Genomic DNA, 25,794 nt, shown 5'->3' on the forward strand with positions numbered 1-25,794 from the left:
ACGCGCTTTAGGCGTTGCCCCCAGATCATCGCGCAGCGGCAGCGGCAGGGAGCCTGTCGTCATTGTTCGCATTTGCGTCAGCCGGCCGTGATCTCAGCCGGCTCGGAATCTCGCGCAGGCAGCCGGGCCGCGCCTCGATGGGCTCAGCTGCGCGCGCCACTTCGGGCTCAGCGCAGAGACGCCATGGAACCGGTTGAGGTGCGCGCGCAGAGGCCGCCGGCGCGGCGAGTTTGGCTATGCAGTCGACGGGCTCGAACCGGTGGTGATGCGGTGGGTGATCGAACTGATCCGCAAGGCATCTGAGCCAACCGCTGGGCATGCGCCCGAACCTGCTAGATTGGCGCGTGATCGGCAAGGCGGGAGTCGGACATGCAGAACCTGGCGATGAAGCTGCTCGGCGTGCTCGCCATCGGCTGCCTTGCGTCCGGCGTGCAGGCGGGCGTGACGTCGATCAACGTCGGCAACTTCGTCTGGAACGACATCGACGGCGACGGCATCCAGGACGCGAACGAGCCGGGCATGAGCGGTGTCACGGTGCAGCTGTGGAACGACGCGCGCACCATGCTGATCGCGCAGACGACCACCAATACGAACGGCAACTACACCCTGCTGGCACCGGGTGCCGGAAGCTATCGGGTCCGCGTGGTGCTGCCACTCTCCAGCGACGCCTTCTCGCCGAAAGACGCGGGCGCCAACGATCTGACCGACAGCGACATCAACCCCGCCGGCGGCCTGATCGGGTTCACCGATACGATCACGCTGGCCTCCAACGTGATCAGCACCACGATCCACGATGCCGGCATCGTGCGTGCTCCGGTCGCGATCGGCGATCGCGTCTGGAACGACTACGACGGCGACGGCATCCAGGACAGCGGCGAGCCGGGCATCGCCGGCGCGGCGGTCGAACTGTGGGACGCGTCCAGGACGCTCACGCTGCGCACCACCACCACCGATGCTGCGGGCAACTACGAGCTGCAGGCGCCGGGTGCCGGCAGCTACCGCGTGCGCGTGCTCAAGAGCAGCGCCGATGCGTATTCGCCCAAGGACGTCGGCGCATCGGACCTGCTCGACAGCGACATCAATCCGGGCGGCACCGAAGCCTCGTACACCGATGTGCTGGCTGTCACCGCCGCATTGACCAGCGTCGATGCAGGCATCGTGCGTGCGCCGATCAATATCGGCAACTTCATCTGGAACGATGTTGACCGCGACGGCGTGCAGGATGCCAGCGAGCCGGGACTGGCGGGGGTCATCGTCCAGCTGTGGAATGCCGCACGCACCCAGCTGCTGGACTCAACCACCAGCAGTCCGACCGGCACCTACCTTCTGCAGGCGCCGGGGGCCGGAGACTACCGCGTGCGGGTGGTGCTGCCGACGGTGGCGGACACCTTCTCGCCGCTCGACGCGCCACCCAGCGATCTCACCGACAGCGACATCAACCCGAGCGGCGGCGCGCTCGGTTTCACCAACGTCTACACCTTTGCGTCGAGTGTGATCAGCACGACCAATATCGATGGCGGAATCGAGACCGTGCGACTGTTCAGCAACGGCTTCGAATGAGAACTGTGCGCGTTCTGGTTTGGGCAGCCAAGGCAGGATCCGCTGTGGGTGGTTTCGAGATGCGTCGGTTGACCGGTGCACGGCGGGCATCCGCGTAGCGCGGTTTGGCGCGCGCGCGTTCGCGCTTGTCGATCCACGCGTTTCGCGTCGGATGCCATGGCGTTGCCGCCACCGCCCCGCCGGACGCAGTCGGCAACACCGCCCAGGCGGCCACCTAGCAGCCTGTCGGGCTTTGGGGGTCGAGGCGAAAATCCGACTGCGCGAGGACAGTTTTTCGACGATTCGCGGGCCAATAGTGGGCTCTCTTGGCCAAGAATCGGCGGAAAAATGGACCGCGCAGGCGGATTTGCAGCCCGGCCAACCAAAGTCCGACAGGCTGCTAGGGCAATGCGATCGGTTCGGCCGACCTGGCGGCGCTGGTGCTGTTCGCCGACTTCCCCCACAACCTCGATGCCATGGGCGCCGCCAAGGCCAAGCGGGTGTCGAGGAATCGCGCCAACGTGACCTCAGTCGTGCCGCAAGACTTCGTTCACCCGCTCGAACAGCCCGTAGACATACGGGCGATCGGTCTCGACGCCTCGCCAGAGAAACCAGCCCTGCGCCAGCAGATGCGTTCCGGTATTGCGTCGGTTGACCAGGACGACGCGGCTGACCGGGTCGATGATGATGTACTGCCCGCCCCAGCCGTCGGCGCACAGCAGCCTGCGACCGCTCTGCTCGCGGCTCCACCACAGATAGCCGTAGCCGTCGAAGAAGCCACCGCCGAAGGCTTCCTTCGGATCGGTTTCCGTTGACGAGTGTGCCGCAGTTATCTCACGGATCCATTCCGCGGACACGACGGTCGCACCCCGCCAGCGGCCCTCGGCGGCCACAAGAATTCCAATCCGCAGCAGGTCGTCCGCACTCATGTAGATCACGTACTGGCGCACGCTGGATCCATCGATGCTGTCCCAGTCGACATCTCCGGGCTCGAAGTGCTCCATGCCGAGCGGCCTTGCCAGCCACGCTGCGATCAGCTCTCCGAGCGCCATGCCGGTTTCCTGCTCAAGAATCTCGCCGAGCGCGTTGAACCCCCAGTTGTTGTAGAAGAAGCGCTCGCCCGGCTTCGACGTATGGCGCGCAGGGCGCTGCCAGTTCTGCCCCGAGGCGTCGATGTACACGCCCGACCTCGAACTCAGCAGGTCACGGATCGTCGCTGACTTCTCCAAGGGCGACAGCGGCGTCACGCGGTCGTCGAAGCCGAGGGTTTCGAGACTGTCGTCGAGCTTGATCAAGCGCTTCTCCACTGCGATTCCGTAGAGCAGGGCGAGGATGCTCTTGCGCACCGAATGGGTGTTGATCTTCTCGACCGCCTGGCCCTGCCGCAGCACCAGCTGCTCTCCTTGCGCGATGAGCAAGGCGTCGGAGCGGTGAGCTTCGGCATCGCCCGCCAGGCCGAGCACTTCAGGCGAATTCCAGTGAGGCGACCGCGGGAGGTCGCCGAGTCCCGGTCCCCGCGTGCTCGACGCGCAGCCGAGCGCGAAGAACAGTACGGCCGCCGACAGCAGGAGGGTGGCGAAACGGAAGCGGGGCGGTCCGGATGTCATGGCATGAGCTTGGGTATGGACGGGGGCCCAGACTCCGGTTGCGGCCGCGGCACGCGCCTCCTGCCTGCGAAATGGATGCTCCCACCGAAAATGGGAGGGCTGGCGGTCAGAGCCGGTGAAGGACCCAGACGCGGCCGCGCGCTGCCGCCACGGGCGTCCAAAGGCGGCCGCAGTCGGCGGAGGGTTTTGACATGCTCTCAGCCCTGCTGCCGAAACTCGGTGGGCGACAGGCCGGTCGAGGCCTTGAAGACCCGATAGAAGCTCGACTCCGAATTGAAGCCACTCTCCAGCGAGATCGCCAGCACGGAGACGCTGCGGTACGCGGGGTCGCGCAGCTTCCGCTTCACCGCATCGATGCGGAACGCGTTGACGTAGTTGCGGAAATGCCCGCCGGAGCCCTCCTTGATGACGCGCGAGGTTTCCACTGCGGTCAGGCCCAGGCGCTGCGCCACGTCATTGAGGTTCAGATCGGGCTCGGCCCACAGCTGCTCGGACTGCATCAGCGTCTGCAGCTTCTGATAGGCCTCTGCGACTTTCGAATCCGGTAGAGCGGGCGGCGGCACAGGCTCGGGAAACTGCGGCAGGGCATGCAGCCGGAAGCCGAGGATCCCGACCACATAGACGAGCACGACGTAGAGCACCTGGGCTGCATGGCTAAACACGCTGCGGTCGTCGAACCCGAAGCCGTGGTGGGCGGCGAATGCCACCAGATTGACGATCGCCGTGACCAGCGCCAGCGCCATCCAGCGCTTGAGCAGCAGCAGCAGGTCAGCGAAACGCTGCGGCACCCAGGTCGAGATGCGGGCGTGGTAGCGGCGAATTCGCGCCCAGATCAGGCCCGCCAGCAGCGTGTTGAGCGCGATCGTGAGGTAGTCCTCGATGCGCTTGAACCACGGGTACTGCCACTGCTCGGCGAGCGCATCCAGACGCTGCAGGCTCGGCTCGCCGAACCCCGCGAGATAGACGAGCACCGAGTAGCCCATGAACACGGCCCACGGCAGCAGCCATAGCCCGGCACGCCGGATGGACGCGGGCGAGGCCGCCGTCAGGCTCAACGCGTACAGATAGAACAGAGGGAAGATCGCCAGGTCGAAGCTGAGCGGCAGGCGCCGCAACAGCGGATCCGCTTCCAGCCCGCCCGCGTGCGTCCACAGGCGCAGCAGGGTCAGGGACAGCGCGAGCACGCCGAGCGCCAGCCAGTGCGATCCGTTTCGACGACCCGCATGGATCAGCAGCCCTGTGCCGGTGATCGCCCCCTGGATCACGCCGAGCAGCAACAGTGTTTCCATCCGATGGCCAGACTCCGTATCCGCGTCAATCCCGGCGCCCCATCCACGGCGGCTGACACGCTTTCAGTCTGGAGAGCGCATGAAAGCCGCGCAAGTAGAAGTCCGGGCGCCGACCGGGCACGGCAACCCTAAGTGGCTGGAATCATCGCTTCCTTGTCTTTCGGACCTGCCTCGCCCGGCGCAGACTGCGGACATGAAGCCTTCCGATCGCACCCGCCAGATCGTTCTCCTCGGTTACGACGGGCTGACCGCGCTGGATCTGATCGGGCCCGCGGAAGTGTTCGCGACGGCGAACGAGTGGCTGCGCGAGCGGCGCCCGCGGGCGCGTGGTGGCTATGCCCTGCGGGTGATGAGCCTCGATGGCCCGTGCTTTACGGCGGAGAACGGTCTGCGCTTGGTGGCGGACGCGCTGCTGGAGAACCCGGCACCAGCCGACACCGTGATCGTGCCGGGCGGCAAGGGCCTGCGCGAACCCGCGCGGCTTGCGCGCGCTGCGGCGTGGCTGAAGCAGCACCATGCGGGCGTGCGACGTCTGGCCTCGATCTGTACCGGCGCCTATGCGCTGGCCGAAGCCGGATTGCTCGATGGCCTGCAGGCGACCACCCACTGGAAGCATGCCGCAGCCTTCGCCGCGCGCTACCCGGCGATTGGCCTGGTGATCGATGCGCTCTACCTGCGCCAAGGTGCGCTGTACACCTCCGCTGGAGTGACTGCCGGCATCGACCTCTGCCTTTCGCTGGTGGAACAGGACCACGGCAGCGACTGCGCGCTGGCGGTGGCGCGCGAACTGGTAGTGCATCTCAAGCGGCCGGGCGGCCAGCGCCAGTACTGCGAGCGCCTGGCCTCGCAGGGCGTGGAGGATGTGCGGCTGAGCCGTCTGACCGCGTGGATCCTCGACCATCTCGACGGCGAGCTGTCGGTGGCGGCGCTGGCCGCTCGCTGCCACTGCAGCGAGCGTCAGCTCTCACGCCTGTTCATGCGCCACTTCGCGCTGTCGCCGGCGGCCTATGTCGAGCGGCTGCGAGTGGAAGAGGCCGGGCAGCGGCTGATCGCGAGCAACCTAGGCATCGAGCGCATCGCCCTCAGCGTGGGTTACCTCAGCGCCGATGTGTTTCGACGCGCTTTCGAGCGCCACTACGGCATCGCGCCGCTGCAGTACCGCGCACAGTTTCAATCCCGACCCACACCCTGAGGCTGTCGACATGGCTCCCGCTGCACGCTCTGCCAGATCTGGCCTAACAAGCGCTGGCGCTACACGCGTTCGCGCTTTGCTGTTGCTGCTGTCGATGGCCACCGGTCTCGCCGCAGCAGCGGACGCGAGCGATCACCGCCCGTCTGAGTTCACCGTGGCCGATGCGTTTGCGCGCGCGGCGGTGGAGACGGGAGAGATCCCATCCGCGGCCTATGCCATCGCCCGCGATGGCGTAGTGCTGCATGCCGCCGCGGTCGGCAACGCCGATCGTGAGCGCAAGATCGCGGCGAGCCTGCAGACACCCTATGCGCTGGCGTCCTTGAGCAAACCGATCACCGCGACCGCGCTGCGCGTGCTGCAGCACGCCTCCGGCCTGTCGCTGGACGCACCGATCCAGGAGCTGCTGCCTGCGCTGGCGCCGGAACACGGGCAGGCCGATCCACTGCAGGGCGTCACCCTCGCGCGGCTGCTGCACCACACCGCGGGCTTGGGCACGTATGCGCAGATCCACTACGGCGATGCGATCGATGCAGCCGCGGCCCGGGTATCGATCGCGCAGCGGCCTTACCTGCGCACCGTGCAGACGCCGGGCCGGATCGCCGAGTATTCGAACCTCGGCTACGGCCTGATCGGCGATGCCATCAGCGCGCGCAGCGGCGTCTCCTTCGAGCGCTACCTGCAGCGTGCGGTGTTCGCTCCATTGGCGATGCGCGATGCGTTTGTGGCCGGCACGCAAGCCCATGCGGGCGCGGTCGCCTACGACGCGTCGCTGACACCGATCGGCCCGCTGTGGAACGACACACCGGGCGCGGGCAACGTGTTCGCGAGCGTCGACGACCTGCTGCGCTTCGGCGCCTTCCATCTGGACCCTTCGCGCTTCGAGGCGATGCTCGCGCTGCTGCCAGCAGCGCAGGTGATGGCCATGCGTAGCCCCGACAGCGACGGCGCCGCGCACCCGCTGTATGGCGAGGCCTGGTACGGCCAGGGCTGGTACGTGCGCGGCCCGGTCGCCGCACCCCAGCAGATCTGGCACGAAGGCGGCATGCCCGGCGCGAGCACCCTGCTTGCGCTCTATCCCGAGCAGGGCCTGGTGCTCACCGTGCTGGTCAACCGCAGCGACGCCCAGCCCTTCGTGCATGCACTGGCCGAACGCCTGCTGCGCACAGCCTGGCCCGAAGCGCCTGCACTGGGCTTGGACCCGCTCGCCGGCTTCGCCGCCTTGAGCACACCGACACGCTTCCGCGGCGACTGGGCCGGCACGGTCACGGTCGATGGAGAGGCGCGCAGCGTTCGCCTGCAGATCGATCCCGAAGGCGAGAGCCGGTTCGAGTACCTGTCCGGCGTCGAAGGCGAGACCGCGCCCACCGCTCGGACCTTCCAGGCAATCGTCAGGGAGAACTCGCTGGTCAGCGCCGTGCAGGGGCCCTGGCGATCGGCCGACACGCCAGAGGGCGCGGCCGCGCTGCTGCTGAAGCTGAGCCTGCGCGATGACGACGTCCTCGAAGGCGCCCTGGTGGCCTACGAGGGGCCGGAGCGGCTGCGCGTGCTGCTGCCGTTCGCGCTGACGGTGCGACGGGTTGCGGCAGAGTCAACCGGGGTCGCCGAGGAACGCTGAGCGCATGTGCATTCGACCGCAGAGCGGACCAGCGGACGCGTCGACGGGCGGGTTCACCGGTCGCAATGTGCGGGTGCGGCGGTGATGGGTCTTGTAGCGATTCGTCGCCTGCTCACAGGGCGCGTTGCAGCGGGCCGATGTGGCGGAACGGTGCGGTGAACCGTCGCGCAACCCGCGCGCACAGCGCACGGCTGATCTCCTCGCGAGGCACAACGCCATGTGGATGCTGGCTCGGGCCCGCGGTCTGCGCTGGAGCGGGTCGAACCGACAGCCATCTCCACCAAGGCCGTGGTGCGCCGCAGCAGCCGATCCCGTATCCTTCGCGCCGCGCGGGCGGCCTGCTTGATCCGGGGCCGATCGGGCTACGGCAGCGCGTCGATTCGGGTGCGCGCCTGCTGCCCCCCGCCTCCGACTTTCCTTCCCAACCCCGCAGGAGCCATTCCATGGGCCTCGAACTTGTTGCCTCCGGCCGTGATCTGCCGAACGAGATCAATGTCGTCATCGAAATCCCCAAGGACGCCGAACCGGTCAAGTACGAGGTCGATAAGGACACCGGCGCGATCTTCGTCGACCGCATTCTTTCGACGCCGATGCGCTATCCCTGCAACTACGGCTATGTGCCGCACACCCTGTGCGGCGACGGCGACCCGGCCGACGTGCTGGTGATCCTGCCGCTGCCGCTGATCCCCGGCGCGGTGATCCGCTGCCGTCCGGTGGGCGTGCTGAAGATGACCGACGAGGCCGGCAGCGACGAGAAGCTGCTGGCGGTACCGGTCGACAAGGTGTTTGCCGGCTACACCCATATCCAGGACATTTCCCAGGTCTCGGGCCACTGGCTGGAGCGCATCGGCCACTTCTTCGAGCACTACAAGGACCTGGAGAAGGGCAAGTGGGTCAAGCTGGACGGCTGGGGCGATGCCAAGACCGCCAAGGAAATCCTGATGGAGTCGGTCGCACGCTACAACGCCAGCGACGACAAGCCGAAGTTCTGAAACCGACCCATCCGTGTCACAGCTGCTCGGCGCCCGCCAAGTCGCAGATCGCACTTCAGTCGGCCGCAGCCGCCCGCTTGCGGCCGCTGTTCTTGGCCCGATACAGGGCCTGATCAAGCCGCGGCAGCAGTTCCGCGCTGGCGACGCCAGTGTGCTGCGCACTGCACAGCGCGGCCCGCCGATTGGACAGCACCGGTCAATGCGTCGGTGGCGGCTTCGAGTAAGCCGGCGCACTGGCCTGCGTTGACGCCACTGATCGGGAGCAGGGCGCGCTTGAGACGGAGTCAGCACCGCACTGTCGATCTCTCGGTCCCACGGCCGGCGAGCTATTCGAAGCCGTTCGCGAAAACCGAGTTCCCCGAACGGTCGCCGAAGACAACCTGGGCGCGGCCTTCGATGACCGCGCCGCGATCGGGCGCTGCACCGCTGTAGCCATCGGTGATGTTGGCGATGGCGACGCCAGAGTTCTTCAGGCTGCTGCCGACCGCGGGAGTCGGCAGGTGAGCGGCAGTGACTTCAAGCGAAAAGCTGGTGCCGAGCACGACCGGAGTGACCCAGGGATCCACCGTGGTGATGTGGTCCTGCTCATGGCGTCGAGGCGTGCTTGTGAACACCGGGGTGACGTTCGGCAGGCCACTGCGCGCAGCCGCGAGATTGGCAAAGCTGCCGCCGGATCGCGTCCACCAGACGGCACGGTCGGGAAACCAGGCGTTGTAGCTGAAATCGACCGGGTCATTGCCGCCTGACTCGAATGCGAACAGATCGCCGGTTCCCCGATAGATCATCACGTTGTTGCGGTAACCCCAGGCGCGCTGGGCGCCGTTGTTGAACTGCACCCAGCCCCAGTTGACATGACTGCCGCTGCCGGTCGTCCGGATGATTGTGTTGCTGTACAGAAAATGGCCGGTGTTGGTGCTGTTGAATTTGAAGGGGCTGCGCTGGGTGTTGATCGCGATGTTGCGGGCTGCCAGAAACGGCCCGCCGTACACAGGGTCGAGGGAAACCAGGGTCCCCGAGTTGGTGACACGGTTGTCGTAGAAGCTGAGGTTGCGATGCGCGTAGTCGCCTTCGAGGGCATCGTCGCCCGTGCTGATGATCTCGTTCCGGTAGAAGTGCACGCCCACCGCCTGCGCGCCACTCACGGTGTAGGCAAGACTGTCGCCGAAGCCGCGCAAGGTGTTGTTGAACACCGCGTTGCCAAAGCCCGGCACGCAGATTCCATCGTCGTTCCAGGTGGCATTGGTGGTGATCAGCGACTCGGTCCAGGTGTTGTTGCCGACCAGGGTGTTGTCGTACGCAAGAAACTCGCGAAGCGGCGCGTAGGCCTTGATGCCGACGTCCACCCCGCGGATCGTGGTGTTGCGAACAGTGATGCCGGTCTGGTTCGGCGCGCCGTTCCAGAACTCGATGCCGACCGAGCTTGCCGCGGTGCCGGAATCCACGCCCGTGCCCTGCAGGGTCAGGTTCTCGATCACCAGGTGGTTGGCGCCGAGGACTTGAAACACGAGGCCCGGCTGGCTGCGCTCCAGCCTCACACCGTCGCGGCTGGCGCCGCGGATCACGATCGGCTGCGCGGTGGTGCCGCTGCGAGTGAGTTGCAGATGCCCCGAAAGCGGATAGCTGCCCGGATCGAACTCGATGACGTCACCGGCGACGAGTGCATTCATGGCGGTCTGGATCACGGCGAGGCTTGATCCGGCGGCGATGCGTTTGTTGGCGGCTCCCGCGGCCCCCGGCAGCGGGCGGGTCGAGAACGTGCCCGAGCGCAGCGCGCTCGACGCTTCGCTGGCGATCGTCACCTCGACGTCGTAGCTGGTGCCCGGAGCGAGATCTATGATCGGCCAGGCGAATGCGTCGGGCACGCTGCCCGCCGCCGGCACCTCGGCGAAGGTCGGGCGGATGCGATGCAGCGGATGAGCGATGCGCCATTCAACGGAGCCCGCAGCGCGGTAGCGCACGCTCGCCGAGGCGCCCTGCGGCAGAGCGCCCGTGATGGGCAGGATCAAGGCCAGTTGTTCGGGCGTCGCCGGGCCGTCAAGGGCAAGCGCTCCCAGCGGAAGGTCGCCCGCCCACGCTGACGGGGCGAGCAGAACCGCCCACAGCGCCCAGGCACGCCCGCGTCCTCCGCTTCGAGTGGTCCACATTGCCGCTGTGCGGGCGCCTGGTTCAGTGATCGATGTGAACATCGCGGCAGGCGAGCCGGACTGCGTCGGACGGAGGGTGAACGAAGTGCTCATAACTATCCTTCGCAGGTACAGTCGACCCACATTCGGGTCTAAAAAGTGTGCGTGTGGCTGCTCGCTGCAGCAAATCCTTGGATATCCACGAGGCCGGCGCTGTCCTTGGTCGCCACGCGCTCGAGCCCCGGCTCGATGCGTGCCTCGCGGTCCCTCGATCAGCCAAGGCACTCCGGTTGCCAGCGGCTGCTCCGCCAATAGGATGCCCTTCGTCGGCCGCTCGGGCAGCGCGTCGGTGGAGTAACGCGGCCGATGATCAGTACCGCCAGCGGGCGGCAATTCCAGCCACCGGCCGGCGCAGCGAGCCGATGACGGATCCAGGCCCAGCCTTGCCAGCCTTCGCGGGCTGTCGCGGACAGCGGCGCCGGTGCCAGCGCTTCGGCCAACCGCTCAACCAGCAGCTACTGCGCCCATACCTGCTGCTGCGCCAGGCTCAGCCAGCACCGCGCGGCCAGCAAGGCCTACCGCATGGCTCAGCCGCGCTCCAGCAGTTTGCGCAAATCGATCACCGCGGCATTGGCGCGGGACACATAGTTCGCCATCACCAGCGAGTGATTGGCGAAGAATCCGAACGGCGAGCCGTTCAATACCATCGGGCTACCGAGCGAATGCTGGCTCTCCTCCAGCTCGCGAATGATCTGGCGCAGGCTGATCAGGGCATTCTTGTCGCGCAGCACCTGCTCGAAATCGTGTTCGACCGCACGCAGGAAATGCAGCAGCGCCCAGGTCGTGCCGCGCGCCTCGTAGAACACGTCATCGAGTTCGTTCCACGGCGTTTCAACCATGCGCGGGCTCAGGCCCGGGGTTGACTGGCGTGCTTCCGAATCGCCCGCGAGGTCGGTATCGATGCGGATCTGGCCGACGCTGGCCGACAGCCGCTGCGACAGCGAACCCAGGCGTTTCTCGACCACGGCGAGCCAGTCGGCGAGGTTGTCGGCGCGGGCGTAGAACTGTGCGCCGGATTGATCCGAATCCGACAGCCGGCCCAGGTATTCCTCGACATGCCCGATCGCCTTGCGGTACTGGCCCTCTGACGAGGGCAACAGCCAGCGGTCGCTGGGCGAGGAGAACAGCGGATCGGCTTCGGCGAGGTCGGGATCTTCGGTGCTCTGGGTTTGCGAGCGGCTGAACTCGTTGCGGAAGGCCTTGGCGAAATCGCGGGTCTGCACCAGCGCGCCGAATTCCCAGTTGGGCACGTTGTCCATCAGCACGCCGGGCGGCAACTTGTCGTTGCTGAGATAGCCGCCGCGCTTGTCGAGCAAGGTTTCGGCCACCAGGATCAGGGCCTCGGTACTGATGGTGCCCACCACCACCGAATGCCCGCGCTCGGCAGCCCGCGCCTTGCCGTGGGCCACCACATCCACCGGTGCGGGCTCGGCGTCCCACCACCACATCAGGCCGAGGATCAGCAGCAGCGGCAGCGCGAGCGCCACGATGGCGGTCCACAGCCAAACGCGACGACGAGGAGCTTGGATAGCCATCGATTGATTCTTTCCATGCAGTCTGATGCAGGGCTCGGTCGAGTGTGTTGGTCACGGCGCGAGGGCGTCAAGAAAGCGTTCGAGTTGCGGTGCAAGACGAACTGATCAAACGCTTGGCCGGGCGGGAATCAGGAGCGATCGAGCGCAAGCCCGCCCGCGCGGCAGTGCGCTGCCACTTGGGCTGTCCAGCATGGGTCACCCTCGGCAAACTGAAGTGACCCTAATGCCAAATCAGCTGTTGACAGATTCGGACTGTGCGTGTTTTGCTCCGCAACATGAATCGCCGCCCCGCCCGCATCCAAGCCGCCCGCCTGACGCAGAATCTGCGCCGTGTCCAGCTGGCTGCGACCGCCGGGCTCGCGCTGCTCGTACTCGTACTTCTTATTACCTCGCCAGCCGGTGTGGGATAGGTAGCTACGGTCCGAAACAAGCGCAACACGGACTCGAAGAACCCCAAACCCCGCCCCGGCAACGAGGCGGGGTTTTTTCTTGCCCGCCTCCCACCCTTCCACCGCCACCAGGACTCCCCCCGTGCAGAGCGACGCAATCAAGACCGGTCCCGCCCGTGCCCCCGCCCGCGCCATGCTGCGCGCCACAGGCCTGGACGACGCCGCGATCGCAAAGCCGCTGGTGGCGGTGGTTCATACCTGGTCGGACGTCAGCCCCTGCAACATCAATCTGCGCGAGCTGGCCCAGCACGTCGGCATCGGCGTCAAGCGCGGCGGCGGCACGCCGATCGAGTTCAACACGATTGCGGTCACCGACGGCATCGCCATGGGTTCGGAAGGCATGCGCGCCTCGCTGCCCTCGCGCGAAGTGATCGCCGATTCGATCGAGCTGGCGGTGCGCGGCCACTGCCTCGATGCCGTGGTGCTGCTGGTCGGCTGCGACAAGACCATTCCCGCCGCGGCGATGGCGCTGGGCCGGCTCAATCTGCCCGGCCTGATCCTGTACGGCGGCACGATTCTTCCCGGCCGCTGCAAGGACAAGGCCATCACCATCCAGGACGTGTTCGAGGCGGTCGGTGCGCATTCGGCCGGGCGCATCGACGAGGCCGAGCTGATCGAGGTCGAGAAGGCCGCCTGCCCCGGTGCTGGCGCCTGCGGCGGCCAGTTCACCGCCAACACCATGGCCATGGTGATGACCTTCCTCGGCCTGTCGCCGATGGGCCTGAACGACATCCCCGCACCCGCGCCGGAAAAGCGCGATGCAGCCGAGGCCTGCGGCGAACAGGTGATGCGCCTGTTCGCGAACCAGGGCCCGCTGCCGCGCGAGATCATCACGGCTGAGAGCCTGCGCAACGCCGCGCGCGCGGTCTCGGCCACCGCCGGCTCGACCAATGCCGCCCTGCATCTGCTGGCGATCGCGCACGAGGCCGGCGTGGCCTTCGATCTGGAAGAGTTCCAGGCTGCCTCCGAAGTGCCGGTGATCGCCGATCTCAAGCCCGGCGGCCGCTACACCGCCGCCGAGCTGTACACGATGGGCGGCACCGCGCTGGTGGCCCGCGAGATGAAGGCCGCCGGCCTGCTGGCCGATGCGCCGACCGTCAGCGGCCGCAGCTTCTTCGCCGAGATCGACGCCGCACCCGCCGGCGATCCGGACCAGGACGCAGTTCGGCCGCTGAGCAATCCGATCAAGCCCACCGGCGGCTATTCGATCCTCTACGGCAACCTTGCGCCCGAGGGCTGCATCGTCAAACTGGCCGGCCACGGCCGTCGTCGCCACGAGGGCCCAGCGCGCGTGTTCGACTCCGAGGACGCGGCCTTTGCCGCCGTGCAGGCGCGCGAGATCAAAGCCGGCGACATCGTGGTGATCCGTTTCGAAGGCCCGGCCGGTGGCCCCGGCATGCGCGAGATGCTGGCGGTGACCGCAGCACTCGTCGGCCAAGGTCTGGGCAACGAAGTCGCGCTGATCACCGATGGCCGTTTCAGCGGCGCCACCCACGGCTTCATGGTCGGCCACGCCAGCCCGGAAGCCGCGCGCGGCGGCCCGATCGCGCAGCTGGCCGACGGCGACACCGTGATCATCGACGTCGATCGCCGCGTGCTCGAAACCACCGCCGACCTGTCGCGCCGCATCCCCGCCCGCATCGCCCCGCGTGTTGAGACCGGCGTGCTGGCCAAGTACGCCCGGCTGGTCAGCTCCGCTTCGCGCGGGGCGATCACCACCGGCTGACGCTCCGCACCACCCGCCTCCGCACACCCACCCCACTACGCACCGCCGCCAAGGAAATGACGATGAGCCAGCCGAACAATCCCGCCACCACCCTGCCCCGCGTCGCCATCATCGGCTACGGCAGCCAGGGCCGCGCCCATGCGATGAACCTGCGCGACTCCGGCGCCGACGTGATCATCGGCCTGCGCCCCGGCGGCCCGACCGAGGCCAAGGCGAAAGCGGACGGCTTCACCGTCAAGTCGCCGGCCGAGGCTATCCGCGAGGCCGGCCTGATCGCCGTGCTGACCCCGGACATGGTGCAGCCGCAGCTGTATCGCGAGCACATCGAGCCGAACATCCAGAAGGGCGCCTGCCTGCTGTTCGCGCATGGCTTGAATGTTCACTACGGCGAAATCACCCCGCGCGACGATCTCGACGTCGTGCTGGTCGCGCCCAAGGGCCCGGGCGCGCTGGTGCGTCGCGAGTTCGAGATCGGCCGCGGCGTGCCCTGCGTCTACGCCGTCAATGCCGACCGTTCGGGCAAGGCCGAGCAGCTGGCGCTGGCCTATTGCGCCGGCGTCGGCGGCGCGCGCGCCAAGGCGATCAAGACCACGTTCAAGGAAGAGACCGAAACCGATCTGTTCGGCGAGCAGGCGGTGCTGTGCGGCGGCGCGACGAAACTGGTTCTCGCCGGTTGGGAAACCCTGGTCGAAGCGGGCTACCAGCCCGAGATCGCCTACTACGAGTGCCTGCACGAGCTGAAGCTGATCGTTGATCTGCTCTACGACGGCGGCTTGACCCGCATGCACGAGTTCATCAGCGAGACCGCGCAGTACGGCGACCTGACCCGCGGCCCGCGCGTGATCGACGCCGACACCAAGGCGCGCATGAAGGACATCCTGACCGAGATCCAGGACGGCACCTTCGCGCGCCAGTGGATCGCCGAGTACAAGGCCGGCAACCCCGAGTACCAACGCCTGAAGCAGGCTGATCTGGATCACCCGATCGAGAAGATCGGCAAGACCCTGCGCGCCGAAATGGCCTGGCTCAATGCCGCACCCAAGGCCGCAGAAACCCCCGCCGCCAAACCGCAGGACGCCGCCGCATGAACGCCCGCGCCGCCCGCAGCCTGAGCGCCGAGGCGCCGCAGGCCCAGACCAGTGCTGCGCCAATCGTCGGCTTCAAGCCGGCCAAGAACGGCGCCGAACTGATGGCTCGCTGTCTGGAAGCCGAGGGCACCGAGGTGCTGTTCGGCTATCCGGGCGGCGCGATCATGCCCTTCTACGATGCCCTCACCGGCTCGCCAATGCGCCACATCCTGACCCGCCACGAGCAGGGTGCGGCGCTGGCGGCGAATGGTTTCGCCCGCGCCTCCGGCCGGGTCGGCGTGTGCGTGGCGACCTCGGGGCCGGGTGCGTCCAACCTGGTCACCGGCATTGCCGACGCCTTTCTGGATTCGGTGCCGATGGTGGTGCTGACCGGACAGGTGCCGACCACCCTGATGGGCACCGACGCGTTCCAGGAACTCGACGTTTACGGCATGACCCTGCCGATCGTGAAGCACAGCTTTCTGCTGCGCTCGGTCGAGGACCTGCCGCATGTCGTTCGCGAAGCCTTTCGCATCGCCAAGAGCGGTCGCCCGGGACCGGTGCTGATCGACTTTCCGAAAGATGTGCAGGTCGCCGCGGCCACCCATCTGGCGCCGCTGCCGGCCTCCATCCATGATCCGCTACCGACGCCGCCGGCCGCTCAGCTGGTCGAGGCGATTGCGGCTATCGCCAGCGCTGAGCGGCCCGTGGTCTATTCCGGCCAGGGCGTGGTGCTGGCCGATGCGGTGGCCGAGTTCCGCGCCTTTGTCGACGCCGCGAAGCTGCCAACCGTGCAGACCCTGCGCGGCCAGGGCAACCTGCCGCCGGACCATCCCTATCTGATCGGCATGCTTGGCATGCACGGCACCCGCGCGGCCAATACCGCCGTGCAGGAATGCGATCTGCTGATCTGCATTGGTGCGCGCTTCGATGATCGCGCCACCGGCAAGCTGGCCGAGTTCGCGCCGAACGCGCGGGTGATCCATCTCGACGCCGACCCGGCCGAGATCAGCAAGCTGCGGCGCGCCGATGTGCCGCTGTACGGCGACCTGCGTGAATCGCTGCGTGGGCTGGTCGGCGCACGTTCGAACTGCGAAGACTGGCACCAGCGCTGCCAGCGGATGCGCAGCGTCGGTGCGCCGCGCTACGACGCACCCGGCAAGGGCGTGTACGCGCCGGCCCTGCTGAAGCGAATGTCCGAACTGGCCCCGCCCGACACCATCGTCGCCTGCGATGTTGGTCAGCATCAGATGTGGGTGGCGCAGCACTGGCGTTTCCACCACCCGCGCAATCACCTGACCTCGGGCGCGCTCGGCACCATGGGCTTTGGCCTGCCGGCGGCGATGGGCGCACAGTTCAGCTGTCCGGATCGGCCTGTCGTGCTGGTCTCCGGCGACGGCAGCATCATGATGAACATCCAGGAGCTGGCCACGGTCGCGCGCTGCAAGCTGCCGATCAAGATGATTCTGCTGGACAACAGCTCGCTGGGCATGGTGCGGCAGTGGCAAGAACTCTTTTTCGCCAAGAACTTCAGCGAGATCGACCTCTCCGACAACCCCGACTTCGCTGCGCTGGCCCGCGTGTTCGGCATCCCCGCCGTGCGCCTGGAGCGTCGCGAAGACACCGAAGCCGCGCTGCGCGAACTGCTGGCCACGCCCGGCCCGGCCCTGCTGCACGTGCTGATCGACGCCCGCGCCAATGTCTGGCCGCTGGTGCCCCCCAACCACAGCAATGCGACCATGCTGGACGAGGCCGAAGCGAATGCGATTCCGGCTTGACCTGACCCTGCGACCGGCCGAGGGCGCGCTGCTGCGCGTGCTGGGCACGGCCGAACGCCGCGGCTTTACGCCGCTGGCCATTGAAGGCCAGCGCTCCGAAGACGGCAGCGCCTGGAATCTCGCCCTCACCGTCGAAGGCAAACGCGCCGCCGAAGGTCTGTGCAAGCAGATGGAAAAACTCTACGACTGCCTGGCGGTCAAGGTGATCGAATGTCCCTGAGCATCTGGTACAACGGCGAGATCCGCGATATCGCCTCCACCGGCATCCACCCGCTGGCGCAAGGCCTGCACTACGGCACCGGTGTGTTCGAAGGCATCCGCGCCTACGCCAACCCCGATGGCGCGGCGGTGTTCCGGCTGCGCGATCATCTGGATCGCATGCAACTCGGCTGCGAGGCGCTCGGCATCCGCTTCTCGATCGCCGAGTTCGAAGCCGCCACCCTGGCTGTTCTGCGCGCGAACAAGCATCGCGATGCCTATATCCGCCCCTTGTCGATCTATGCGCGCGGCGGCCTGGGGCTCGATGTCGAAGTTCTGGGCGAAGATGCCCTGGTCGCCTCGATGCCGTGGAAACCGCATCTCGGCAGCGAGCGCGTGCGCCTGACCCACAGCCCGTTCCGTCGCAACACGCGACTGGCGATCCCGCCGCTGAAACTCTGCGGCGCCTACGTCAACTCGATCCTGGCCAAACGAGAGGCCACCTCGCGCGGCTTCGGCGAGGCCCTGTTCACCGACGTCGACGGCCAGGTGGTCGAGTGCACCGGTGAAAACGTGTTCATGGTGAAGGACGGTCGCGTGATCGCGGTCGAGCACCCCGACGCCCTGCCCGGCATCACTCGCGCCACCGTGATCGAACTGGCTGGGGCTGAGTCGCGACCGGTGTCGCTGCAGGAGCTGCAGGACGCCGACGAGATCTTCCTCACCGGCACCTCGGCCGAGATCGCCCAGGTCGGCTGGCTGGATGCGCGCGAACTTGGCGCCAACCCGGTGTCATTGGAACTGCGCCGCCTGTACCAGCGCGTAGTGACCGGACAGGACGCGACGCGCAGCGGCTGGCTGACGCCGTACTGATCGAGCTGCGCGTCGCGCAGGCGGCTACGGCGACGACGACGCTCTCCTGCAAATCTTCGCTGCCGCGACAGCAGGACCGGGGCACGCATCTGCCCCGGACCAGGCCAGCGACGGATCGGATCGCCCGCGCATCACCGCTCGCAAGGATGTTCAGGCATCGACCTGTTTGATCAGGGCTGTTTGTGGCTACCCGTCGCTACACCCGACGCAATGACCAAACGCTGGCCGGTGGCAGGTTGCGTGCCACCCAGGCGACGCGTTGCGCGTGCAACCCGAGCCGCTCGCGAATGGGCGTAGGCACGGGACAGCGCAGCCCGTAGCTGAACTGCACGAAGCGCGCCTGCGGCTGCGCGCAGTCGAAAGCAGCTTGCAGAATGCGTTCTATGACGAGCGCATCCATCGCCCGCAGCGGCAGGCCGGACACGATGCGCGCGACCGGCGCGTCCAGCGCCGATGGCGTCAGCGCCGCGGCATCGCCCTCGATCAGGCGCAGGCCCGGAAAGCGGGCGCGCAAGGCGGCGGCAAACGCCGGAATGCGCTCCACTACGATGAGCTGGTCCAGCGACAGGCCGCTTGCAATAAGGCCGCGGGTAAACACGCCGGTGCCGGCACCAAGCTCCAGCACCGGACCCTGCACCGGTTCGGCCGCACGCAGCATCGCGCGCGCCAGGAACCGGCTGGAAGGTGCCACCGCCCCCACCGTCAGCGGCTGCCGTAGCCAGCGGGCGAGAAACAGGCGCCAGTCGCTGGCGGCAAGCGCGTCATCCGTATCGGTCATCTGCGTTCCTTGCATGTCGCCGCGCAGCTCGCGGCGAATCCAGCCTGCACACCATTGTTCAAGCGAAGCTCAACTTGCCGGATCGCAGCTCCGCCTGTGGCGCGGGCGGGACGCGTGAGCGAGAACACCAGCGCGACCGTCAGCCCGGGCCTGTGCGCTAGCAGTCAGGGTCGACGGGCGGCGACGGCGCTGCTGCCAGACGCACGCAGATCTGATCGCCATCGCTGCGCTCAAGCTGCAGCACCCAGCCGATCCGCGCCAGCAGGCGGCGCGCCAGCTCAAGACCCAGACCGAACCCCGACCGCGCGTCGTCGAGTTCGCAGCGGTTGTGCAGGGCGATTCCGCTGCCGTCCAGAACAATCCGGATCGCGCCCGGTGCGCCATGCTGGATCGCATTCATCAGCACGTTGCCCAGCACCGCCTCGATCGCCGCCAGCGGAAGGCGCCAGCTGAGCTCGGCATCGGCTTCGATGCTGATGCGCTGATTCCGACGCGCGGCCAAGGGCTCGAACTCATCCGCCAGCGCGCGCAAGGTCGGCGTCAGTTCCTGCGGTTCCATCGCTGGAGTCGACTCGCCCAGCCACAGCACGGCGGCGCTGGCCCGCTCCAGCCGCTGCAGGGCGCGGCTCAAGCGCGCTGCCGCTGCGGGCGCCGCCTGCGCGTTCAATCCCGCGAAGGCCAAGCGCGCGCTCTGCAAGGGGGTGCGCAGCTCGTGGGCGAGAAAGCGCAGGGTGTCCTCTTCGCGCTTCAGCGCGGCCAGACGCGCGTCCAGCGAGTCCGCCAGTGCATGGCCGAAACGCTGGAACTCGGCCACCGGCTGCGCATCGGCGGCCGCACGCAGCGAGGCAGCGCCGGGTTCGCGTTCCAAGGCTTCGAGCAGGCCGGCCGCGGCGCCCTCGATGCGACCGACGAAGCGTCGCGCCAGCCAGGCGGCGTGCACAAGCAGCAGCGCAAGCAGCACAACCAGAACCGGCGCCGCACGCCACAGGCCGGTGGTGACGCGAAGTTCGTCCTGCGCCTCGAGTACCAGAAAGCGCGAGCCGAGTGCATCGGGTTTCTGCACGCGCACATGCACGTAGCGGGCGGTATCCAGCCAGAACTCTCGCAGCGCGCCCGGTGCGAGCACCGCCAGGCGCGCATGCATATGCTGAGGGAACTCGTGCAGGCGCTTCAGCTGCACCTGCGGCAGCGGCTCGCGCTCGCCGGCAAGCGCACGTTCGGCGGCGAGCAGGCGCGCGTCGATGAAACTGTCTTCCAGCACGAACAGGGCCACCGCGGCGATCGTGCAGAGGCCCAGCAGCAGGGCGCCGCCGAACAGCGCCCACTGCAGGCCCAGCACGCGCTTCAACGAGCGCTGCCTCATGCCGGCCCTCCGAAACGCACCCCCAGTCCGCGCTCGCTGTGGATCGGCGCCTCACCGAAGCTTTCGCGCAGACTGCGGCGCAGCGCGTAGAGATGCGTGCGCAGATCATCGTCTTCGCCGGGCGTGCCCCACACCGCTTCGCCCAGTTCGGCGCGGCTGACGCAGCCGGGGCTGGCCTGCATCAGGCACTTCAGCAGTCGCGTCGCCGATGCACCCAGCTGCAGCTGTTGCCCATCGCGCTGCAGCAGCCCGCGCTGTGGGTCCAGCCGCCAACCCGCGGCCTCGATCCAGCCGCCGGCGCGTGCCGGCAGATGCCTGGCCAGCGCATACACGCGCGCCACCAGTTCGGCCGGCTCGAAGGGTTTGACGACGTAATCGATCGCGCCGGCCTCGAAGCCGGCCAGCCGGTCTACAAGTGCGCCGCGCGCGGTCAGAAACAGCACCGGCGCGCTGTCGTCGCTGGCGGCCTTCAAGCGCCGGCACAGGCTCAAGCCATCCTCGCCGGGCAGCTGCACATCGAACAGCCACAGATCGAAGCGACCCTCCAGCAGCCGCGCCCGCGCCTCGCGCGCGTTGAACGCATGCTCGACCTCGATGCCGCGGGCCCCAAAGTAGTCGACCAGGCCGGCCGCGATGTCGAGATCGTCCTCGACCAGCAGCACGTGCAGGCGCTCGGGCGCGGCCTCAGGCACGCGTCAACCTCATCAATTCGAGCATGCGCGTGTACTCGCCGCGCATCGCCGCGACCACGCCGTGCATCAGCAGCAGCTGGTTGTCGACTGCGGGCAGCGCCGGCTTGGCCGCGCGTGCCGCATCAAATCCTTCGGCGTGCAGGCGCTGCAGCAGATCGACGGCGTGTTCTTCCGGGCTGCGCGGGCGCGGCGCAGGCGTGGCGCCGAGCGCACGCACCATCGCCTCGGCCAATGCCCAGGTCGACCAGGGGTTCTGGCCGGTGAGGATCCGCCCATCGCTGACGACGTGTTCGAGGTACATCGGCCCTTCGCTGAATTCGGCCTCATCGGCCAGCGCATCCTGCAGCAGAAAGCCCAGCAACTGCACGGGCTCCTGCATGAGGAAGCGCTCTTCGGCATTGCTGAAACCGGTGACCCGACGGCCCTGCAGCAGCGTCCGACCGGGTTCGATCTCGACGTCCAGCAGCGCCGCGGGCCCGTGGCAGACCGCGGCGATCACGCCGCCGCGCGCATGGACCTGGGCCAGGATGCGCTGCAGCGCCGGATGGCGGTGCAGGTCGAGCATCGCGCCCTTGCCGCCGACGATGTAGACGGCGTCGTAGCGCAACGCATCCACGTCATCCAGACGCTGGGTGCTGGCGATGGCGGACCGAGTGCTCGGGTCGTTGAGAAAGGCGTAGTCGGCATCGACCAAGCCATCGTCCACCACCTTGGGCGCCGCGCCGCCGGCCGGGCTGGCCAACTCCACCGCGTAGCCTGCGCCCTCGAACACCCACCAGGCGCGAGACAGTTCGGTCAGCTCGTAGCCCGCCTTGCCTCGGCCATCGAGCAGGCGCTCGGCACTGGTGACCACCGCCAGAATGCGGCCGCGTGGGGGCGAGGGCAGCGCCGGCAGCCAGCCAAGATCCGCACGCTGCGCCTGCGGATCGCCGCCGCTGTGGCTGAAATCAATGCCGGCCCACCAGATCCACAGGCCCAACGCCAGCAGCACCGGCAGCGCGGCCAGCCCCACAACCCAACGCAGCCAAGTCTTGCGCCACATGCTTCATGCCCCTGATCGACGGAAAGCACGAGCGTGCGGGCAGCGTCTCAAGCGGGGCTCAAGCTTTAGAGGCTGGGAATCGGGATTCGGGATTCGGGATCCAGAGCTTGAGCACTTGCGCGGGAACGGGCGCAGTCGCGGAGGTGGATCGCGTCGACGAGGACTACGCGTTCTTGTTCGATGCATTCGCGCGTCGACTCGATCGAAGGCAGGGCTTGAGCCGCCGCTTCCGCCGCCCATCGCCCGCGCACCGCAATCCCGAATCCCGAATCCCGAATCCCGATTCCCGATTCCCGATTCCCGATTCCCGATTCCCGATTCCCGATTCCCGATTCCCGACAACGACGAACGAACGCCCGCGCCTTACTCGGACACCGCCGGCCGATGGGTGAAGAATGCGACTGACACCACGCGGTCGCTGGAAACATCGATGAACAGGCCCTCGCCTGAGCGCGCGCCGCCGCCGTACCAGACCCCGGCCATCCAGGCCGGATCGACCTGGCTGGCGAGACCCTGTGCATCGCAGCGGACGGAGCCGGCATTCGGCAGCAGGCGCTGGAGGGTGTAGCCGCCGCGTCCGAAACGCGCGGAGTTTTCGCCGGTGGAATCCCAGCTGAGCTGACCGCGGCTGCATTCGCTGAACTCGATCTGCAGGCGACCCCAGCGGCGGCGTTGCACCGCGGCGGCATCGAAGACGCTGCCAAACGCCGTGCCGGTGGCGCTCTGCATGTCCTCGATCACCAGCCGGCCGGCCACGGCCGAGCCCGCGCCGACCACCCAGTATTGGCTGCCCACGTGGCTGAGATCGGGGCCGGCGGGCGGTGGCGGCAGCACGGTCAGAAAGGTGGCTCCGACCAGCCCACCCGTGCCCGCTGCAACCAGGTCCGTGCCGACCGCGCCGCTGACGGCATTCACCCGGGTGACGCGGTTGCGTCCGAAGCCGGTGACCAGCAGGGTCTGTGAATCGAGTCGGTCGATTCCCGTCGGGCGGTAGCCCGCGCCCAGATTGGTGAAGACCCGGTCGAAACTGCCGTCGGCGCGGTAGCGGAGGATCTGGTTGCTGCCCTCGCTGGTGACCAGCAGGCCTCCATCGGGCTCGAACAGCAGGCCGCGGGTGCGCCGCAAGCCACCGCTGCCACCACTGATGAACACGGAGGATTGGCCGCTGACAGGATCAAAGCGCAGCACGCTGTTGCTGTCGAACCCCGGTACGTAGATCCAGCCGTCCGGACCGGTCACCAGGCCGTTGTCGGGACCACGCAGACCGCCCGCTCCGGCGGCAAGCGCGGTGGTCGGGCTCGCCCCCGGGCCGGCGAAACGAATCACATCGTTTCGGGTGTAGCGGCCGACGTAGGCGGCGCCCGCGGCATCAAAGCTGATACCGGTGATGCCCGAATCGGCCTCCGTGGTGTAGGGCGTATCGACATGCTCCAGGGTGTCCGCCCGATAGCGCTCCACCCGGCCGAGTGCCTCGGCGATCACATAGACATGCCCCTGGTGCACGCGGATGGCCTGAGCCCCCGCCAGACGGGTCGTGGGGTCGAGGTTGCGCATGTGTTCGCCGGTGCAACCGCTGTAGATGTGCACCGTGGACTCGAAACCACTGACCAATACGCGCGGGCAGTCCTGGGCGTCCAGAGAACCCCAGGGCGCGCACAGCGCCAAGAGGAACAGCGCCGCTGTGTGGTTCGGTTTCATCGCCTGCACTCCGTGGATTGGGAGCGGCAAGCCTGCGGATGCCGCGCGCTAACCGCCTGATTTCGCTCCCGCTTACTTCTCCTTTTTTCCTCCCTGAGCAGCCGTCGGGAGACGCATGCGGGTGCGGGCTTGTTGATCGCCCCGCAGCTGCTACCGTGCGCGGGATGCGTACGCCCCCTGATGATCCACAACGGATCCCGCCTGCATCCGCTGCGCCAGCGCTCGGCCGGGCGCCAGACGACGCCGATGACGGCAAGGCCGTGCTGTGGATCGGTGACTGGGAATTGGACGCCAGCCTGCATCGGCTGCGCCGCGGCGATATGGAAAAGCGGCTGACCCGGCAGCAGGTTGAACTGCTGCAGGCGCTGGCCGAGCGCGAGGGTGAAAGCTGGAGCCGCGAGGCGCTGATCGAGCGCGTTTGGCAGCGTCGCGCCGTGGCCGATGAGGTGTTGTCGCGCGCGGTCGCGCAGCTGCGGCGTCTGCTGGAGGACGATGCACGTCAGCCGGCCTATATAGAAACCCTGCACAAGACCGGATACCGCCTGCTGGTGCCGGTGCGACGCGGAGCCCGTTCGCGGCCCTCACCTGCCGACGCGGCCGACGAGCGGCCCACAGCAGCAACTTCGGAGTTCAAGGCAGAGTCCACCGCCCGCCCCGAAGCCGTTCCCCCAGCACCGAGCCGGGTCGCCGAGGCCGGCGGCACGAACCCGCGGCGATGGCAAATTCGGCCAACAGTCGGCGGCCTGCTGATGCTGATCACGCTGCTTGCAGCGGCATGGCTGCTGCTGCCACAGCGCGTCGTGGGCACGACCGCCCAGCGCCTGGCGCAGGCGGAGAGCTTCATCAGCACCGGCGGCAGGATCGGCCAACCACGATTCTCCAGCGACGGCACGCAGGTGCTGTGGCTGGACCACAGCGCCGATGGCAGCACCTCCACCCTGCGCATCTCGGATGCCAGCGGCCGGCCGCTACAAACCCTGCCGCTGACCAGCAGCGCGCCGCGCAGTGCGGTGTTCGCGGTCGACGGGCGTTCGGTGTACTACCTCGCGCGCACCGACACCGGCTGCGATCTGCGCGAGTATGTTCTGCCGAATGGCCCGGAGCGCGCGCTCGGCAGCTGTCACGACGCCAGCCTCGGCCTCGAAGCCGAACCCGGCGGCAGCGTACTGCTGACCGGCCCGGATGGCGCGCTGCAGCGCCGCTGGACCGACCGCGCGGATGCGCAATCGCTGACCCGCCCTGGCTGCGCGAACTGCAGCGACAGCCACCCGCGCCGGGCGGCCGACGGCCGCATCGCGTTTCTGCGCGGGCACCCGGGGCAGCGCGCCGTCTGGCTGCTTGAACAGGGCGTCGAGCGCAAACTCAGCCGCAATGACGACGGCATTTCCGGGCTGGCGTTCGATCCCCACTCCGCCGACCTGATCGTTGCCAGCAATGCCTTCGGCAGCCCGGCGCTGCTGGCGGTGGACCTTCGCAGCGGCGCCAGCCGCCTGCTCGGTGCGCGCGGGGCGAGCAGTCTCGACATCAGCGTGCGCGGCGAATGGGTGTTCGAACAGCGGCGCTACGAGACCCCGCTGTGGCGGCGCACGGGCAACGCCAACGCTGTGCGCCTGACCCACTCGCTGCGCTTTGACGGCCAGCCCGCGCTGGCGCCGGACGGACGCAGGCTGGCCTACGTCAGCAATCGCAGCGGCTACGGCGGCATCTGGCTGCTGGATCTGGAGACCGGCGCCGACATCGCCCTGCCACTGCCCGCGGCCCGCGCATGGACCCGGCCACGCTGGAGTGCGGACGGCCGCTCGCTGTGGCTGACCCGCTACGACGAGCACGGCATCGATGCGGTCCGCGTCGATCCGGACAGCGCCCGCCTGCTGCCGCTGCCGACAGGCCTGCAGGAGGCCGAAGAGGTCCAGCAGCTGGCCGACGACACCTACATCTTCGCTGTGCGCCGGAACGAACAGCGCAGCCTGAGGGTGCGCCACGGCGCGCACGAGGAAGACGTTGAGGGAAGCACAGGCGTGAGTGCATTCGAGGCCAGCTCAAGCCAGCTGGCGTTCCAGCTGGGCGGCGAGCCCGGCGTCCAACTGCGTCCGCTGCTGCAGGCGACAGCCGGCGTCGACCGCTCGGTGGTGGCGGGATCACCGTGGACCCTGCAGCAGGATCGCCTGCTCTACTACA

At 67.9% G+C, this 25,794-nt stretch carries 18 protein-coding genes and 1 pseudogene; 10 read left to right on the plus strand and 9 right to left on the minus strand.

Going from position 1 to position 25,794, the window contains the following annotated elements:
- Positions 1-369 precede the first annotated feature (369 nt).
- Positions 370-1,560 carry an SdrD B-like domain-containing protein gene (locus ACIQ7H_RS07555; RefSeq protein WP_395790003.1) on the plus strand — a complete coding sequence of 397 codons (1,191 nt, stop codon included), beginning with the start codon at positions 370-372 and terminating at the stop codon, positions 1,558-1,560.
- Between the two features lie 506 nt (positions 1,561-2,066).
- Here ACIQ7H_RS07555 and ACIQ7H_RS07560 read toward each other — a convergent pair.
- On the minus strand, positions 2,067-3,002 hold the full coding sequence (locus ACIQ7H_RS07560; RefSeq protein ID WP_395790005.1) for a serine hydrolase domain-containing protein: 936 nt from the start codon (positions 3,000-3,002) through the stop codon (positions 2,067-2,069).
- Between the two features lie 341 nt (positions 3,003-3,343).
- Positions 3,344-4,435, minus strand: coding sequence for a helix-turn-helix domain-containing protein (locus ACIQ7H_RS07565; protein ID WP_395790007.1), 1,092 nt, complete (start codon positions 4,433-4,435; stop codon positions 3,344-3,346).
- 193 nt (positions 4,436-4,628) lie between these two features.
- Here ACIQ7H_RS07565 and ACIQ7H_RS07570 point away from each other — a divergent pair, with 193 nt between their 5' ends.
- From ACIQ7H_RS07570 to ppa, 3 genes are all read left to right on the plus strand, one after another.
- Positions 4,629-5,627, plus strand: coding sequence for a GlxA family transcriptional regulator (locus ACIQ7H_RS07570; RefSeq protein WP_395790009.1), 999 nt, complete (start codon positions 4,629-4,631; stop codon positions 5,625-5,627).
- Between the two features lie 94 nt (positions 5,628-5,721).
- Entirely contained in the window at positions 5,722-7,242 is a 1,521-nt protein-coding gene (locus ACIQ7H_RS07575; RefSeq protein ID WP_395790011.1) for a serine hydrolase domain-containing protein, read from the plus strand.
- Between the two features lie 443 nt (positions 7,243-7,685).
- Positions 7,686-8,234 (plus strand): inorganic diphosphatase, encoded by a 549-nt coding sequence (ppa, locus tag ACIQ7H_RS07580; protein WP_395790013.1) that lies wholly within the window; start codon positions 7,686-7,688, stop codon positions 8,232-8,234.
- A 326-nt stretch (positions 8,235-8,560) separates the two neighbouring features.
- On the opposite strand, the gene ACIQ7H_RS07585 is transcribed toward ppa, so the two are convergent.
- Positions 8,561-10,240, minus strand: coding sequence for a hypothetical protein (locus tag ACIQ7H_RS07585; protein ID WP_395790014.1), 1,680 nt, complete (start codon positions 10,238-10,240; stop codon positions 8,561-8,563).
- Positions 10,241-10,944: 704 nt separating this feature from the next.
- Positions 10,945-11,952: a DUF2333 family protein gene (locus ACIQ7H_RS07590; RefSeq protein WP_395790015.1), complete on the minus strand. Its 1,008-nt coding sequence runs from the start codon at positions 11,950-11,952 to the stop codon at positions 10,945-10,947.
- 531 nt (positions 11,953-12,483) lie between these two features.
- On the opposite strand from ACIQ7H_RS07590, the gene ACIQ7H_RS07595 reads away from it, so the two are divergent.
- The 5 genes from ACIQ7H_RS07595 to ACIQ7H_RS07615 all read left to right on the plus strand — a co-directional run bounded on the left by ACIQ7H_RS07595 (position 12,484) and on the right by ACIQ7H_RS07615 (position 18,043).
- A complete protein-coding gene (locus ACIQ7H_RS07595; RefSeq protein WP_395790017.1) occupies positions 12,484-14,127 on the plus strand; it encodes a dihydroxy-acid dehydratase in 1,644 nt (547 codons plus the stop codon).
- 62 nt (positions 14,128-14,189) lie between these two features.
- Positions 14,190-15,215 (plus strand): ketol-acid reductoisomerase, encoded by a 1,026-nt coding sequence (gene ilvC / locus ACIQ7H_RS07600; protein WP_395790019.1) that lies wholly within the window; start codon positions 14,190-14,192, stop codon positions 15,213-15,215.
- Complete coding sequence (gene ilvG / locus ACIQ7H_RS07605) at positions 15,212-16,972, plus strand: acetolactate synthase 2 catalytic subunit (protein ID WP_395790021.1); 1,761 nt, start codon at positions 15,212-15,214, stop codon at positions 16,970-16,972. The genes ilvC and ilvG overlap by 4 nt, the downstream gene beginning before the upstream one ends.
- The gene (locus tag ACIQ7H_RS07610; RefSeq protein WP_395790023.1) at positions 16,956-17,192 is read left to right on the plus strand and encodes an ACT domain-containing protein; all 237 of its coding nucleotides are present in this window, start codon (positions 16,956-16,958) and stop codon (positions 17,190-17,192) included. The genes ilvG and ACIQ7H_RS07610 overlap by 17 nt, the downstream gene beginning before the upstream one ends.
- Positions 17,183-18,043 carry an aminotransferase class IV gene (locus tag ACIQ7H_RS07615; protein ID WP_395790025.1) on the plus strand — a complete coding sequence of 287 codons (861 nt, stop codon included), beginning with the start codon at positions 17,183-17,185 and terminating at the stop codon, positions 18,041-18,043. Before ACIQ7H_RS07610 ends, ACIQ7H_RS07615 begins: the two co-directional genes overlap by 10 nt.
- A gap of 196 nt (positions 18,044-18,239) precedes the next feature.
- Here ACIQ7H_RS07615 and ACIQ7H_RS07620 read toward each other — a convergent pair whose 3' ends face one another.
- From ACIQ7H_RS07620 to ACIQ7H_RS07640, 5 genes are all read right to left on the minus strand, one after another.
- Positions 18,240-18,821, minus strand: coding sequence for a class I SAM-dependent methyltransferase (locus ACIQ7H_RS07620; protein ID WP_395790027.1), 582 nt, complete (start codon positions 18,819-18,821; stop codon positions 18,240-18,242).
- Between the two features lie 157 nt (positions 18,822-18,978).
- Entirely contained in the window at positions 18,979-20,184 is a 1,206-nt protein-coding gene (locus ACIQ7H_RS07625; protein WP_395790029.1) for a sensor histidine kinase, read from the minus strand.
- The gene (locus ACIQ7H_RS07630; protein ID WP_395790031.1) at positions 20,181-20,876 is read right to left on the minus strand and encodes a response regulator transcription factor; all 696 of its coding nucleotides are present in this window, start codon (positions 20,874-20,876) and stop codon (positions 20,181-20,183) included. Before ACIQ7H_RS07630 ends, ACIQ7H_RS07625 begins: the two co-directional genes overlap by 4 nt.
- Entirely contained in the window at positions 20,869-21,918 is a 1,050-nt protein-coding gene (locus ACIQ7H_RS07635) for a type 1 glutamine amidotransferase domain-containing protein (RefSeq protein ID WP_395790033.1), read from the minus strand. The genes ACIQ7H_RS07630 and ACIQ7H_RS07635 overlap by 8 nt, the downstream gene beginning before the upstream one ends.
- A gap of 363 nt (positions 21,919-22,281) precedes the next feature.
- Positions 22,282-23,616, minus strand: a complete 1,335-nt coding sequence (locus ACIQ7H_RS07640) for a hypothetical protein (RefSeq protein WP_395790035.1) — start codon at positions 23,614-23,616, stop codon at positions 22,282-22,284.
- Positions 23,617-23,936: 320 nt separating this feature from the next.
- On the opposite strand from ACIQ7H_RS07640, the pseudogene ACIQ7H_RS07645 reads away from it, so the two are divergent.
- Positions 23,937-24,149: pseudogene (locus ACIQ7H_RS07645) on the plus strand (transcriptional regulator); the annotation flags it as partial.
- Positions 24,150-25,794: the final 1,645 nt, after the last annotated feature.

Origin of the sequence: Aquimonas sp., from assembly GCF_044377145.1 — a bacterium.
Taxonomy (GTDB): Bacteria; Pseudomonadota; Gammaproteobacteria; order Xanthomonadales; family Xanthomonadaceae; genus Aquimonas.

Coding starts and splice junctions, on each gene's coding strand:
- ACIQ7H_RS07620 (WP_395790027.1), bottom strand. CDS start 18,821: ATGACCGATACGGATGACGCGCTTGCCGCCAGCGACTGGCGCCTGTTT.
- ACIQ7H_RS07615 (WP_395790025.1), top strand. CDS start 17,183: ATGTCCCTGAGCATCTGGTACAACGGCGAGATCCGCGATATCGCCTCC.
- ACIQ7H_RS07635 (WP_395790033.1), bottom strand. CDS start 21,918: ATGTGGCGCAAGACTTGGCTGCGTTGGGTTGTGGGGCTGGCCGCGCTG.
- ACIQ7H_RS07610 (WP_395790023.1), top strand. CDS start 16,956: ATGCGATTCCGGCTTGACCTGACCCTGCGACCGGCCGAGGGCGCGCTG.
- ACIQ7H_RS07555 (WP_395790003.1), top strand. CDS start 370: ATGCAGAACCTGGCGATGAAGCTGCTCGGCGTGCTCGCCATCGGCTGC.
- ACIQ7H_RS07625 (WP_395790029.1), bottom strand. CDS start 20,184: ATGAGGCAGCGCTCGTTGAAGCGCGTGCTGGGCCTGCAGTGGGCGCTG.
- ACIQ7H_RS07565 (WP_395790007.1), bottom strand. CDS start 4,435: ATGGAAACACTGTTGCTGCTCGGCGTGATCCAGGGGGCGATCACCGGC.
- ilvC (WP_395790019.1), top strand. CDS start 14,190: ATGAGCCAGCCGAACAATCCCGCCACCACCCTGCCCCGCGTCGCCATC.
- ACIQ7H_RS07640 (WP_395790035.1), bottom strand. CDS start 23,616: ATGAAACCGAACCACACAGCGGCGCTGTTCCTCTTGGCGCTGTGCGCG.
- ACIQ7H_RS07575 (WP_395790011.1), top strand. CDS start 5,722: ATGGCCACCGGTCTCGCCGCAGCAGCGGACGCGAGCGATCACCGCCCG.
- ACIQ7H_RS07570 (WP_395790009.1), top strand. CDS start 4,629: ATGAAGCCTTCCGATCGCACCCGCCAGATCGTTCTCCTCGGTTACGAC.
- ppa (WP_395790013.1), top strand. CDS start 7,686: ATGGGCCTCGAACTTGTTGCCTCCGGCCGTGATCTGCCGAACGAGATC.
- ilvG (WP_395790021.1), top strand. CDS start 15,212: ATGAACGCCCGCGCCGCCCGCAGCCTGAGCGCCGAGGCGCCGCAGGCC.
- ACIQ7H_RS07590 (WP_395790015.1), bottom strand. CDS start 11,952: ATGGCTATCCAAGCTCCTCGTCGTCGCGTTTGGCTGTGGACCGCCATC.